The sequence below is a fragment of the Bordetella parapertussis genome, assembly GCF_020735925.1.
GTDB classification, from domain to species: domain Bacteria; phylum Pseudomonadota; class Gammaproteobacteria; order Burkholderiales; family Burkholderiaceae_B; genus Bordetella; species Bordetella pertussis.
Genome location: NZ_CP085971.1, coordinates 1,476,234 through 1,489,578 on the forward strand (window position 1 = coordinate 1,476,234; position 13,345 = coordinate 1,489,578).

A 13,345-nucleotide genomic window follows, 5' to 3' on the forward strand; every position below is an offset into this window, starting at 1 on the left:
GCTCATTCATGTGGGTGTACGTAAGACAAGTCTTAGCCTATGTTCATCCATCGAAAATCGCATCGCGTGCGCGTCGGCCGGCGCGTGCATCGCGCTCCGGCTTCCTGGCGCCATTGCTGGCGTTGGCGGCTCGCCGCGCTGGCGGGCTCGGGCGCGATATGCGCGGCGCCCGCCTGGGCCACTGGCGCGGGCCTGGACGACCTGCGCCAATGGTTGGCCCCGCCCAGCCGAAAGACGCCCGAGGTCTCGCCGCCGGGGAAGCAGGCAGCGGCCGCGGGCATGGCAGGCTTCGGCTCGCTGAGCGCCGGCGGCCTGGACCAATGGTTGGCGCCGTCGAGCAGGCCTGCCCCGGTCCGGCCCGGCAGCCCTTCCGGCTCGCCAGCGGCGCCCGTGAGCGGCGCATCGCCCGGCGCGCCTGCCATGCCGTCACCCGATGCCTTGCCGCACACGCCGCCTGCTTCAGGCGGCGATCGCGTGATCAGCGGGATCCTGCAGCAGGACCTCGGCAGTTGGCTGGCGCCGGATGCCGCAAAGCGCAGCCCCTCCGAGCCTGGCAAGGCGCCCGAAAAAATCGGGGTAATGCCGAACGAGGACCTCGGCAAGTGGCTGGTTCCGGGGGCGCAAAAGAACAATCCGCCCGAGCCTCGCAAGACGCTGGACGAAATCCGTGCGGGTCTCGAAAAATGGGTGGCGCCCGGGTCCAAGCCGCCCGTCGAACCGGATCCGGACAAGGCGACGCAGGAGTATCGCAAAGACCTCGATAAATGGCTGGCGCCTCCGGCCAAGTCCGGCCCGCCTTCAGCCCCGCCCGAAGCGCCGCCGCAAGCGCAACCTGAGGCGCCGCCTGTCGTGCCGCCGCCGGCCGAGCCGCCGGCAGCTCGACCGCCGGCCGTTCCACCTGCGCGGCCGGCCGGCGACGCGGTGTACCTGCCGGGCACGCGCACGCTGACGCCGACGGCCAACGCGGCGGTGGGCACGGCCAGCGCCGCGCAAGGTTTGTGGCAGGCCGAGATGAACGCGCTGGGCAAGCGCATGGGCGAGCTGCGCCTGACGCCCGCGGCGGGCGGGGTGTGGGGGCGGGCCTTCACGCAGCGCCAGAAGCTGGACAACGGGGTGGCGCGGGAATTTCGCCAGACGGTGGGCGGCTTCGAGCTGGGCGCCGATACCGCGCTGGCGGCGGCCGAAGGCCGCTGGCATGTGGGCGCGGTGGCTGGCTACAGCCAGGGCAGTCTGAAGTTCCGGCACGGCGGCACGGGTGATGACGACAGCGTGCACGTAGGCGCCTACGCGACCTATATCGGAAACAGCGGTTTCTATCTGGACGGCATCGTGCGGGTGAGTCGGTTCTCGCACGAGTTCAAGGTGCACGACACGCAAGGCCGGCGCGTGCGCGGCCAGTACCGCGGCAATGGCGTGGGCGCGTCGCTGGAACTGGGCAAGCGCTTCACGTGGCCCGGCGCCTGGTACGTGGAGCCGCAGCTGGAGGTGGCCGCCTTCCGTGCGCAAGGGGCCGACTACACCGCCAGCAACGGCCTGCGCATCAAGGACGACGGCACGAACTCCATGCTGGGCCGCCTGGGCCTGCACGTGGGGCGGCAGTTCGACCTGGGCGATGGCCGCGTGGTGCAGCCCTACATGAAGCTGAGCTGGGTGCAGGAGTTCGACGGCAAGGGCACGGTGCGCACCAACGACATCCGGCACAAGGTGCGGCTCGATGGCGGGCGCGCCGAACTGGCCGTGGGGGTGGCCTCGCAGCTGGGCAAGCACGGCAGCCTGTACGGCTCGTACGAGTACGCCAAGGGCAGCCGCCAGACCATGCCGTGGACCTTCCACATCGGCTATCGCTACGCCTGGTAGCGCATCGTATGGCGGGGGGGCCTGTCCCGGCGGGGCCGGCACCCTTGCCGCAGCAGGGACAGGCCTACGGCATTTGCTTGCGCTTGCCGCGCGGCTTGCCGGGGTCCGGCGTCAGGCCTGCTTCCTGCTGCGCCTGGCGGACGATGGCCTGTGCGGCCCATGTCACGACGTCCACGATGTCGTCCAGCTCCAGGTGCCAGATATCCTTGAGGATCAGGAAGACTTCCGTGCCATACAGCAAGGACAAGGCGCGCATGACGCGCTGATGCGCGGCAGGCTCGAGCTGGCTGGCCAGCGGGGCCGTGACATGCTTGAGGGTGTCGACGCGATGCCCGCGCACCAGGCGCGGCGTATCGGGGTTCTGTCCGGCGCTGGCTTCGGCGTACTGCTGCAAGGACACCATGATGGCCGCGCGCAGCGAGGCTTCATGCTGTTGCAGGTGCGGGTAGGCAAAGCGCAGCAGTTCGTCGATGCGTTCGGCCGTATCGTCCGATTGCGCCCGCCATTGCAGGATGGGGCCCAGGCTCTGGTCCACCACCGCGGCAATCAGCGCGCTCTGGCTGGGAAAATAACGGTAGGCGGTGGCGCGCGAGACCGCCGCGGCTTCCGCCAGTTCGGCCACCGAGGGGGTGATGCCCTGGGCCATCAAGCGCTGGGCGGTATCGAGCAAGGTCCTGCGCATGCGGGCCCGCGGACCGTGCGGCGGTTCGCCGCTGAGCGCGGCCTGTGGACTGGCCGGCGCGATCAACGGCGCTGATTCGGGTAACGTCTGCGTTGCGGCCGTGTCGGCCGCCCCAGCGGATTGACGTGAGACACTGGTCTCAATATGATTCTTTCGTCTCATTTTTCCTGGCGTGCTGTCTGCCGGAGACACCGGGATCCATCAGTGTAGCTCGCCCAGCGGAGGAGCCATGCAAGAGATCGAACAGCGGATTTACCTCGCCGCCACCTACGACACCAAGGGCGAGGAGGCGGAGTATCTGCGGCAGCTGCTGCGCCGCGACGGCGTCATGGTGGTGACGGTCGACGTGGCGACCAGCGGCCAGGGATCGCCGGCCATGGTGTCGGCCCAGGAGGTGGCGGCCTGCTACCCGCAGGGCGCGCAGGCCGTTTTCACGGGCGAGCGGGGCAGCGCCATCGTCGCGATGGCGCTGGCTTTCGAACGCTATCTGGCGGGCCAGCGCGATGTCGGCGCGGTGCTGGGCATCGGCGGCTCGGGCGGTACGGCGCTGGTTACGCCGGCGATGCGCGCATTGCCGGTCGGCGTGCCCAAGCTGATGGTCTCGACCATGGCCTCGGGCAACGTGGCGCCTTATGTCGGGCCGTCCGACATCGCCATGATGTATTCGGTGACCGACGTGGCGGGCCTGAACCGCATTTCGCGGCGCGTGCTGGCCAATGCCGCGGGAGCGATCGCCGGCGCATTCCGCCAGGCGCGCCAGCCGATCGCCGACGATGGCCGGCCGGCCGTGGGCATCACCATGTTCGGGGTGACCACGCCCTGCGTGCAGCATGTGACGGCGGCGCTGCACGACCGCTACGATTGCCTGGTGTTCCACGCTACCGGCACGGGCGGCCAATCGATGGAAAAGCTGGCCGACAGCGGGCTGCTGGCCGGCGTGCTGGATCTCACCACGACCGAAGTCTGCGACTTTCTGTTCGGCGGCGTGCTGGCCTGCACCGACGACCGCTTCGGCGCCATTGCGCGCAGCGGCGTGCCTTACGTGGGATCGTGCGGCGCGCTGGATATGGTCAATTTCGGCGCGCTGGACACGGTGCCGGCGGCCTGCCGCGAGCGCCTGCTCTACCCGCACAATCCGCAGGTGACGCTGATGCGCACCACGGCGCAGGAAAACGCCCGGCAAGGCGCGTGGATCGCCGAGCGGCTGAACCGCTGCGAAGGCCAGGTGCGTTTCCTGATTCCGGAGGGCGGGGTGTCGGCGCTGGACGCGCCGGGGCAGGCGTTTTACGACGAGGCCGCCGACGCGGCGCTGTTCCAGGCGCTGTACGACCATGTGCGGCAGACCGACAGGCGCCGCCTGGTGCGCGTGCCTTGCCATATCAATGATCCGCTGTTCGCCCGCGCCGCGGTCGAGCAGTTTCACGAAATCAGCCAATGAGGTATCGCCATGCCGCGTTTTGAACGCTCGGCCCTGCTCGACAAGTTCCAGGACATGGTGCGCCGGCGCCAGCCGATCGTGGGCGGCGGCGCGGGCACGGGCCTGTCGGCCAAGTGCGAAGAGGCTGGCGGCGTCGACCTGATCGTCATCTACAATTCGGGCCGCTACCGCATGGCCGGACGCGGCTCGCTGGCCGGGCTGCTGGCCTATGGCAACGCCAATGACATCGTGCTGGACATGGCGCGCGAGGTGTTGCCGGTCGTGCGGCACACGCCGGTGCTGGCCGGGGTCAATGGCACCGATCCGTTCTGCAATTTCGACGCCTTTCTCGACGAGCTCGCCCGGGTCGGTTTCTCCGGCGTGCAGAATTTCCCCACGGTAGGCCTGATCGACGGCACGTTCCGCGCCAATCTGGAAGAAACCGGCATGGGCTATGGCCTGGAGGTCGAGATGATCCGCCTGGCGCACGCCAAGGGCCTGCTGACCACGCCCTACGTCTTCGATCCGGACCAGGCGCGCGCGATGACCGCGGCCGGCGCCGACATCGTGGTGGCGCACATGGGGCTGACCACGGGCGGCAACATCGGCGCGGAGACCGCGCTGTCGCTGGATGACTGCGTGGCGCGCATCGACGCGATCGCCGTCGCGGCGCTGGCCGAGCGCGGCGACGTGATCGTGCTGTGCCACGGCGGACCGATCGCCACGCCGCAGGACGCCGCCCATGTGCTGCAGCGCTGCAGGCATTGCCACGGTTTCTACGGCGCGAGCTCCATGGAGCGCCTGCCTGCCGAACAGGCGCTGACGGCGACCACGCGCGCGTTCAAGCAGCTGAGTTTCTGAGGGCCGGCGGGGCCGCCGGCCCGCGCCGGGATGTGCAAGCAGGCGGCTGCGGCCGGGGAGATTGTCCATGAGTCATCTGGTATATGTCAGCCGTGTCGTCGCCGCGCCCATCGAGCGGGTGTGGCCGCATCTGCGCGACTTCAACGGCCTGTCGGCGTGGCATCCGGGCGTGGCCGACAGCCGCCTGGAGGAGGGCGGGCGCGACGATGCGCCGGGCACGGTGCGCTTCCTGTCGCTCAATCCATCGGGCTACGTGCGCGAGCGTTTGCTGATGCTCGACGATGCGGGGCGGTCGCTGCGCTACGCCATCATCGAAACCGACCTGCCCATGCGCGATTATGTCGCCGGCGTGGATCTGTGTCCGGTTACCGAGGGCGGTGGCACGTTCGCGCAATGGTGGGCCGATTTCGACGTGGTGGCTGGCGCCAACCGGGACGAGGTGGCTCGCCTGGTGGGCGAGGGCGTGTTTGCCGCCGGCCTGCAGGCCCTGGACCAGTACCTGCGCGGCCGGCAGGCATAAGGGCGGGTCAGGCGCGGCTGTTGCGGCCGGCGGGGCGGCAGCCCGCCGGCAGGGTGGCCTGCCGCACATAGGCGCGTAGCGTGTCGATGAGCGCCGCGGCGGCCGGGCTGAGCGCCCGCTCCTGGTGGCCGATGATGCAGAGCGTGCGCATCACGGTGGGGCGCGCCAGCAGCGCGAAGGCCAGGCCCGGCTCGCGCACCCGTTCGGCCGCCAGCGCCGGCAGCAGGGCCACGCCCAGGCCTGCCTTGACCAGCGCCGCCTGCGAGGTGGTGCTGGAGGCTTCGTAGAACGGCGCCGCCGCTTCGATCGGCAGGTCGGCGCGCGCGCGCAGCAGCGCCATGATGCCGGTCTCGTCCACGACCCCCACCAGTTTGCGATGGCTCAGGCGCTCCCAGCGCACGTGGCCGTCGCGGCCCGGCTGGATGCTTGTGTCGTCGGCCCGGTAGAGCACGCCGAAGCGGTCTTCCAGCAAGGGGTCGAACGCCAGCCCCGGCGCGTCGGCCCAGCGGCTGGTCAGGCCGAAGTCGACCTCCTGCGCGGCCACCTGCCGCTGGATGCGTCCGGAGTTGTCGTCGCGCAGGTACAGGCGGATGGCGGGGTGGCGCCGCGCGAAGTCGGCCGCCGCCGGCGCGATCAGCTGGGTAATGGCCGATGGCGCGGCCGCCACGCTCACGCGGCCGCGTTCCAGCGCGCCGTAGCGCACCACATCCTCGATCACGCCGTCGAAATCGGCCAGCAGGCGCATCACGCGCGGCAGGAAATCCTGGCCGGCCGCGCTCAGCAGGACCTTGCGGCTGGTGCGCGCGAACAACTGGGTGCCCAGCGCGGTCTCCAGTTGCCGCACCAGCGTGGTGACCGAGGATTGCGTCTGGAACAGGCGGCGCGCCGCATGCGTGAAACTGCTTTCCTGGGCCACGGCCACGAAGGCGGTCAGGTGCTTGAGCGTGACGTGCTTGGGCAGGCGATTCATTGCAAATTACGATAGATGGATAAAGTAAAACAATTTTTCATGATCGATGTTTGCGATGATACTGGACCCTTCCCAGGTTTGAGACAGGCCCGCAAGGGGTAGACATGCAGAACGCGGAAAAGCTGGATTTCAAGATTACCGGCGGCTGGATCATCGACGGCACGGGCGCGCCGCGCCGCCGCGCCGATCTGGGGGTGCGCGACGGACGCATCGCGGCGATCGGCGAGCTGGGCGCGCATCCGGCGCGCCACGCCTGGGACGCCAGCGGCAAGATCGTGGCGCCGGGTTTCATCGATGTGCACGGCCACGACGACCTGATGTTCGTCGAGAAGCCGGACTTGCGCTGGAAGACCAGCCAGGGCATCACCACGGTCGTGGTGGGCAATTGCGGCGTGAGCGCCGCGCCCGCGCCGCTGCCGGGCAACACCGCGGCGGCGCTGGCGCTGCTGGGCGAGACGCCGTTGTTTGCCGATGTGCCGGCCTATTTCGCCGCGCTCGACGCGCAGCGGCCCATGATCAACGTGGCCGCGCTGGTCGGGTATGCCAACCTGCGGCTGGCGGCGATGCGCGATCCGCAGGCCGCGCCCACGGCGGCCGAGCAGCAGGCCATGCAGGACATGCTGCAGGCGGCGCTCGAGGCCGGCGCGGTGGGTTTCAGCACCGGGCTGGCCTACCAGCCCGGGGCCGTGGCGCAGGCGGCCGAGCTCGAAGGGCTGGCGCGGGTGGCGGCCGAGCGCCGGCGCCTGCATACCAGCCACATCCGCAACGAGGCCGACGGCGTGGAGGCGGCCGTCGAGGAGGTGCTGGCGATAGGGCGCGGCACCGGTTGCGCCACGGTGGTGTCCCACCACAAATGCATGATGCCGCAGAACTGGGGGCGCAGCCGCGCCACCCTGGCCAATATCGACCGCGCGCGCGAGCAGGGCGTGGAGGTGGCGCTGGATATCTATCCCTACCCGGGCAGCTCCACCATCCTGATTCCCGAGCGTGCCGAGACCATCGACGATATCCGCATCACCTGGTCCACGCCGCACCCGGAGTGCAGCGGCGAGTACCTGGCCGATATCGCCGCGCGCTGGGGCTGCGACAAGACCACCGCGGCGCGGCGCCTGGCGCCTGCGGGCGCGATCTACTTCGCCATGGACGAGGACGAGGTCAAGCGCATCTTCCAGCATCCCTGCTGCATGGTGGGCTCGGACGGCCTGCCCAACGATGCGCGCCCGCACCCGCGCCTGTGGGGCAGCTTCACCCGCGTGCTGGGCCGCTATGTGCGGGAAGCCCGGTTGATGACGCTGGAGCAGGCGGTGGCCAGGATGACCGCGCTGCCGGCGCGCGTGTTCGGGTTTGCCGAGCGCGGCGTGCTGCAGCCGGGCGCCTGGGCGGACGTGGTGGTGTTCGACCCCGACACGGTGGCCGACCGCGCCACCTGGGACGAGCCGACGCTGGCGTCGGTCGGCATCGCCGGCGTGCTGGTCAATGGCGCCGAAGTGTTCCCGCAGCCGCCCGCCGATGGCCGCCCCGGCCAGGTACTGCGCGCCGGCGCCTGAGAGCCTGTTTTTTCCCCTACGCATCGATATTGACACGGAGACATCCCATGCGCAAGACCCTGGCCGTTCTGGCCCTGATGGCCGCGTTGCCCGCGGCGCACGCCGATTTTCCCGAGCGTCCGATCACGCTGATCGTGCCGTTCCCGGCCGGCGGCCCGACCGATATCGTCGGCCGCGTGGCCGCGGCCAAGGCAGGTGAAATCCTCGGTCAGCAGATCGTGGTCGAGAACCGGACCGGCGCGGCGGGCACCATCGGCATCACCGCCACCGCGCGGGCCAAGCCCGACGGCTATACGCTGGGCCTGGCCACGGTCAGCACGCACGGCACGGCGCCGCACCTGTTTCCCAACCTGGCCTACGATCCCGTCAAGGACTTCACCCCGGTCAGCAACCTGGTGACCAGCCCCAACATCCTGAGCGTCAATCCTTCGTACCCGGCGGCCGACCTGGGCGCGTTCGTGGCCCACGTGCGCGCCAATCCGGGCCGCGACGGCTACGCCAACGCGGGCGCGGGGGGCGTGAACGACCTGGGCATGATCTGGTTCCTGCAGCTGATCGGCGGCAAGATGACCAGCATTGCCTACCGCGGCTCGGCGCCCGCCCTGACCGACGCCGTCTCGGGCGTGGTGCCGGTGATCTTCGACAACTTCCCCTCGTCGTTGCCGTACATCAAGAGCGGCCATCTGCGTCCGCTGGCCATCACCGGCGCGGCGCGCAATCCGCGCCTGCCCGAGGTGCCCACCTTCGCCGAACAGGGTTACCGCGATTACGACGTCACGGCCTGGTATGGCGTGGTCGCGCCGGCCGGCCTGCCGGACGCGGTGCGCGACAAGCTGGCCCAGGCGTTCGCCCAGGCCGTGCGCGATCCGGCCACGGCCGCGAAGATGGAGGAGACCGGTGCGTTCCCGCTGGGCAACACGCCGGCCGAGTTCGCCGCGCAGATTCAGGCCGAGCAGGCGCGCTGGAAGACCGTGATCGAGAAGGCCGACATCAAGCTGCAGTGACGGCGCGCGCGGCGCTCAGTACACGTCGCGGCGATAGCGCCCGGCGTGCTGCAGCGCCTGCAGCTGCGCCGGGCCCAGGATGTCGGCCAGCGCCTGGTGCACGCCTTCGGCCATGCCGTGCAGGCTGCCGCACACATATACCGCGGCGCCCTCGCGTATCCAGTCGCGCACGCGTTCGGCGCGTTCGCGCAGCAGGTCCTGCACGTAGCGGCGCTGCGGCGCGTCGCGCGAAAACACCGCGTCCACGTATTCAAGCCAGCCTTCGCCGCGCCATTGCGCCAGCTCGTCGCGGCAGAACCAGTCGTGGGCGGCGCTGCGCTCGCCGAACACCAGCCAGTTGCGCCCGTGGCCGGCGCTGCGGCGCGCCTTGAGGAGGGCGCGCAGGCCGGCCAGCCCGGTGCCGTTGCCGACCAGGATCAACGGGCGGGCGTCGGCCGGCGGATGGAAGTTGCGATTGGCGCGCACTCGCAGGTCGATGGCCTGGCCGGTTTGCGCGATGTGCGTCAGCCAGCCGCTGCCCAGGCCCAGCGCGCCGTCGGCGGAGCGCATCTGGCGCACCAGCAGGTGCACCGCGCCGTCGGCCGGCAGCGAGGCAATCGAATATTCGCGATGGGCATGCAGCGGGCTGTCGGGCGCATCGCGCGGGCCGATCTCGGCAATGTCGCCGGCCTGCCATTGCGGCGCCGTGCCGTGCGGCGGCGTCAGTTCGATGAAGTAGCAAGGCGCGCCCTGGCTGCCGGGGTTGAGCAGGGTGCGCCGCGCCAGCCGCCAGGACTGGTAGGCGGGGGCCTGCCAGTCCGGCAGGTCGGTGCAGCCGGTTACCACGCCCAGGTGGCGCTGCCAGTGGCGCAGCGCCGCCGCGTCGCCGGCGTCGACTTCGACCAGGTCGAACAGCGGCGCGGCGCCGTTGGCGCGCAGCCAGTCGTCCAGGCGATGGCCGAAGCCGCAGAAGTGCGCGTAGCTGCTGTCGCCCAGCGCGAGCACGGCGTAGCGCAAGGCGCCCAGCCCGGCGCCGGATTGCATGGCGGTGTCGGCGAACGGGGCGGCCGCGTCGGGCGGATCGCCTTCGCCGTAGGTGCTGACGATGAACAGCGCACGCGCATAGTGGCCGAGCGTGGCGGCGTCGATCTGTCCGAGCTCGGCCACGCGCGCTTGCAGGCCGCCGCTGGCCAGCGCCGCCGCGGTATGTTCGGCCAGTTCGGCGGCGAAGCCGGTCTGGCTGGCGTAGGCCACCAGGACGGTCTGCGGGCCGGGCCGGGCCTCGAGCGCGCGCAGCGCGCGAGCCTGGCTGGCGGCGCGCATGCGCGCCTGGCGCCACGCCCACAGGCACAGCAACAGCCAGGCGAGCACGAGGCCGGCCGCGGCGACCGGGCGCGGATGGGGCGGCAGCGGCATCAAGGGCGGTCCATCAGCGCGGCGAAGGCCGGCGTGGCGCGTACCTCGTGGCCCGCCGCGCCGCGCAGGATGAACAGGGCGGCCAGGTCGTGGCGCGCGGCGTAGTCGGCGCCGGCGGCCGCGCCCAGTACGCCCAGTGCGGTGGCCAGGCCATCGGCCAGCATGCATTCGGGATGGATCACCGTGACCGAGGCCAGGTCGTTGTCGAGCGGCTTGCCGGTGCGGGGGGTCCAGCGTGTGCGCGTAGCGCCGGCCGGCCTGTTCGATGTAGCGGCGGTAATCGCCCGAGGTGGCGATCGACTGGTCGCGCAGCGGCACCGCCAGCGCATGCGCGCCGCTGGCGTCGGGCACTTCGACCGCGACACGCCAGGGCAGGCCATCGGGCCGCGCGCCATGGGCGCGCAGCTCGCCGCCCACTTCCACCAGGCAGGCAGTCACGCCCAGCGCGCGCAGGGCCAGCGCGGCGCGGTCCACGCCATAGCCCTTGGCGATGGATGACAGGTCCAGGCGTACGCCGCCGGGTTGCCAGGCGCGCCGGGCCTGGGCGTCCAGCCGTACCCGTGCGTGGCCGCAATCGGCCAGGGCCGCGGCGATCGCCGCGGCGGCCGGCGGCTCATGCACGCGCGGTCCGGCGCCAAAGCCCCAGGCGTCGACCAGCGCGCCGATGGTCGGGTCGTAGGCGCCGCCGCTTGCGTCGGCCAGGTCCAGCGCGTGCGACAGCACATGGAACAGCGCTTCGGGCAGCGCCTGCCAGCCCGTCGCGGCGCGATTGAAGCGCGAGATGTCCGAGCCGGCCTCCCAGGTGCTCATCTGGGCCACGACCTCGTCCAGCGCCGCCGCGATGGCCGCCTGGGCCTGCTGGCGCGTCACGCCGGGCGGCAGGGCCAGGCGTGCGGACCAGGTCGTGCCCATGGTGGCGCCGGCCAGCGCCACCGGCTCGCCGGACAGGCGCGGCGGGGCCGAGGGCATGCGCGCCGCCAGCGGCGGCGCGTAGGACGGTGGACGGGCCATGCTCATGCGCTCAGGGGCGCAGCACTTCCAGGGTCAGCGCGTACGACATGCGGCGCTTGGTGGCCTTGGGCACGCTGACCTTGTCGTCTTCGGCCTCGGTGTGCACCCAGTACATGCCGGGCTGCGGCCACTTGACCTGGAACTTGCCGTCGGCGTCGGTCTTGAGCTCGATCTCCTCGATCTTGTCGCGGTAGCGGCTGCCGTTGGGCACGATTTCCATTTCCAGGCCGGCGGCGGGCTTGCCGTCGAGCAGCATCTGGAAGGTGGCCGGCTCGTCGGAATACAGATCGTTCGGGTGCGATACCGCCACCAGCTCCAGGCCCTTGCCGACCGGCTTGATCGCGCCGGGTTTGCCGGCGGTCACGAAGGTTTCGACGCGGCCCAGGCTCTGCGAGACTTCCAGTTCCTGCGCGTTGGCGGGTACCGCCGCGGCCATGCCTTCGGGCTTGCCGAAGTAGCGCTTGGGCTTGCCGTCTTCCTTCCAGCGCGCGAACACGCCGTCGTTGACCACCGCCACGCGATACGTGCCGTTCTGCTTGAGCTGCAGGTCGAAGGTGCTGCGGATCTTGCCGCGGCTGACGTTCTCGGCCTGCGCGGCGCTGCCGTCGGGGGCGATGATGTCCAGGCCATCCAGGCGCAGCGGCGCGTGGTTGAAGTAGAACTTGTCGTTGCCGACCGCGGCGTCCACGGTGATCCAGCTATCCACGCCGGACAGCACCGTGGAAGAGGGCAGGACCCAGACGTCGTGCGCCTGCGCGGCGAGCGGCAGGGCCAGGGTCAGGGCGGCGGCCAGTTTGGCTACGGCTTTCATGAGGGCGCTCCTAGTGGGGGAAAGGGATGTCAGGGCTTGAGGTCGACGGCGATGGCGCCCAGCTCGTGCTCGCCGCGGGCGGTGAGCTGCTGCGCCTGTTGCGGCGGCCAGTCAAAGGGCACGCGTACCAGTTCGCGGCCGCCGACCTCGCGGGCGGCCTCGACCACCACGGCGTATTTGCCGGGCTTGAGATCGGCCAGCGGCTTGGCGGTGCCGGCGAACGACAGGGCGTGCTTGCCCGCCGGACGCGTGGCGCCGCTGACGCCGTCGACCGGGAACTGCTGGTTGCGGCCGCTGCGGCGCCACCATTGGCGCATGTCCTTGAGCCATTCGGCGCCTTCGTTGTTCTTCTTGGCCACGTCGTACCAGACTGCCAGGTCGCCCGCCACGCTCTGGTCGGCCTGCTCGATCCAGATGGCCACGTACGGGCGGTGGTACTCGGCCACGTCCAGGCGGGGAATTTCGACGCTCAGGCCCAGGTCGGCCGCGTAGGCGGTGCGGGCCACCAGGCCGGCCAGCAGGGCAGACAACAACAGTTTGCGCATAGTCCGATATCCAGTAAGACGGTCAATGAATGAATAGCAGTGCCAGCACGACCGGGATGACCACGCCCAGCCCGACCATGGGCCAGGTGGCGGCGCGATTGCCGGCGTGCATTTTCAGCAGCACCAGTCCGGTGAGCGAAAACACCAGACAGGCCACTGCGAAGATGTCCAGGAACCAGTTCCAGGCCAGGCCGGTGTGGCGTCCTTTGTGCAGGTCGTTCAGGTAGGCGATCCAGCCGCGGTCGGTGCGCTCGTATTCCAGTTCGCCGCTTTGCAGGTCGATCGACAGCCAGGCGTCGCCGCCCGGCCGCGGCAGCGACACGTACAGTTCGTCGGGCGACCATTCGGGCTTGGCGGCGGCGCCGCGCGCATCGACATCGAGCTCGCGGTCCAGCCATTCGAGCAGCGCCGGCGGCAGGGCCGGCCTGGCGGGGGCGGCGGCGGCCAGTTCGGCGCGCAGCGGCGCCGGCAATTCCAGATGGCGGGTATCGACGCGCGCGCGCGACTCGATGTGCGAGGCGTTGTTCAGCGTCAGGCCGGTCACGGCAAACAGCAGCATGCCCAGCAGGCAGAGCGCCGAACTGATCCAGTGCCATTGATGCAGCGTCTTCAGCCAGTAGGCGCGCCGTTTGGAGGAGGTTTTGCCGTCCATGGGATTTCGTTTGTCAAGGTCGTGGATTCTAACACTTAATGAGAATGAATCTTATAAAAGCCTCGTTTTCATC

At 70.4% G+C, this 13,345-nt stretch carries 12 protein-coding genes and 1 pseudogene; 6 read left to right on the forward strand and 7 right to left on the reverse strand.

Going from position 1 to position 13,345, the window contains the following annotated elements; genetic code table 11:
* The first annotated feature begins 39 nt into the window (after positions 1-39).
* A complete protein-coding gene (bapB, locus tag LK409_RS07050) occupies positions 40-1,857 on the forward strand; it encodes an autotransporter BapB (RefSeq protein WP_010928217.1) in 1,818 nt (605 codons plus the stop codon).
* A gap of 64 nt (positions 1,858-1,921) precedes the next feature.
* Here the strand turns inward: bapB and LK409_RS07055 are convergent, their stop codons facing one another.
* Positions 1,922-2,605, reverse strand: coding sequence for a TetR family transcriptional regulator (locus LK409_RS07055; RefSeq protein WP_010928218.1), 684 nt, complete (start codon positions 2,603-2,605; stop codon positions 1,922-1,924).
* Positions 2,606-2,768: 163 nt separating this feature from the next.
* On the opposite strand from LK409_RS07055, the gene LK409_RS07060 reads away from it, so the two are divergent.
* The 3 genes from LK409_RS07060 (at position 2,769) to LK409_RS07070 (ending at position 5,337) form a co-directional block, all read left to right on the forward strand.
* Entirely contained in the window at positions 2,769-3,977 is a 1,209-nt protein-coding gene (locus LK409_RS07060) for a Tm-1-like ATP-binding domain-containing protein (RefSeq protein WP_010928219.1), read from the forward strand.
* 9 nt (positions 3,978-3,986) lie between these two features.
* Complete coding sequence (locus LK409_RS07065; protein ID WP_010928220.1) at positions 3,987-4,817, forward strand: phosphoenolpyruvate hydrolase family protein; 831 nt, start codon at positions 3,987-3,989, stop codon at positions 4,815-4,817.
* Between the two features lie 67 nt (positions 4,818-4,884).
* The gene (locus tag LK409_RS07070; RefSeq protein ID WP_003810461.1) at positions 4,885-5,337 is read left to right on the forward strand and encodes an SRPBCC family protein; all 453 of its coding nucleotides are present in this window, start codon (positions 4,885-4,887) and stop codon (positions 5,335-5,337) included.
* 7 nt (positions 5,338-5,344) lie between these two features.
* Here LK409_RS07070 and LK409_RS07075 read toward each other — a convergent pair whose 3' ends face one another.
* On the reverse strand, positions 5,345-6,307 hold the full coding sequence (locus LK409_RS07075) for a LysR family transcriptional regulator (RefSeq protein ID WP_003810463.1): 963 nt from the start codon (positions 6,305-6,307) through the stop codon (positions 5,345-5,347).
* Between the two features lie 104 nt (positions 6,308-6,411).
* Between LK409_RS07075 and LK409_RS07080 the strand changes: the two genes are divergently transcribed.
* Both LK409_RS07080 and LK409_RS07085 read left to right on the forward strand, forming a co-directional pair.
* Positions 6,412-7,854 (forward strand): N-acyl-D-glutamate deacylase, encoded by a 1,443-nt coding sequence (locus LK409_RS07080; RefSeq protein ID WP_010928221.1) that lies wholly within the window; start codon positions 6,412-6,414, stop codon positions 7,852-7,854.
* Between the two features lie 47 nt (positions 7,855-7,901).
* Positions 7,902-8,858: a tripartite tricarboxylate transporter substrate binding protein BugE gene (locus LK409_RS07085; protein ID WP_004568582.1), complete on the forward strand. Its 957-nt coding sequence runs from the start codon at positions 7,902-7,904 to the stop codon at positions 8,856-8,858.
* A 15-nt stretch (positions 8,859-8,873) separates the two neighbouring features.
* On the opposite strand, the gene LK409_RS07090 is transcribed toward LK409_RS07085, so the two are convergent.
* From LK409_RS07090 to LK409_RS07110, 5 genes and pseudogenes are all read right to left on the reverse strand, one after another.
* Positions 8,874-10,253 carry a sulfite reductase subunit alpha gene (locus tag LK409_RS07090; RefSeq protein ID WP_010928223.1) on the reverse strand — a complete coding sequence of 460 codons (1,380 nt, stop codon included), beginning with the start codon at positions 10,251-10,253 and terminating at the stop codon, positions 8,874-8,876.
* Positions 10,253-11,270: pseudogene (locus LK409_RS07095) on the reverse strand (FAD:protein FMN transferase). Before LK409_RS07095 ends, LK409_RS07090 begins: the two are co-directional and overlap by 1 nt.
* Before the next feature lie 4 nt (positions 11,271-11,274).
* Entirely contained in the window at positions 11,275-12,075 is an 801-nt protein-coding gene (locus LK409_RS07100; RefSeq protein WP_003810472.1) for a DUF4198 domain-containing protein, read from the reverse strand.
* Positions 12,076-12,104: 29 nt separating this feature from the next.
* On the reverse strand, positions 12,105-12,620 hold the full coding sequence (locus LK409_RS07105; protein WP_003810474.1) for a DUF2271 domain-containing protein: 516 nt from the start codon (positions 12,618-12,620) through the stop codon (positions 12,105-12,107).
* A 22-nt stretch (positions 12,621-12,642) separates the two neighbouring features.
* Complete coding sequence (locus LK409_RS07110) at positions 12,643-13,272, reverse strand: PepSY-associated TM helix domain-containing protein (protein ID WP_010928224.1); 630 nt, start codon at positions 13,270-13,272, stop codon at positions 12,643-12,645.
* Between the last annotated feature and the right edge of the window lie 73 nt (positions 13,273-13,345).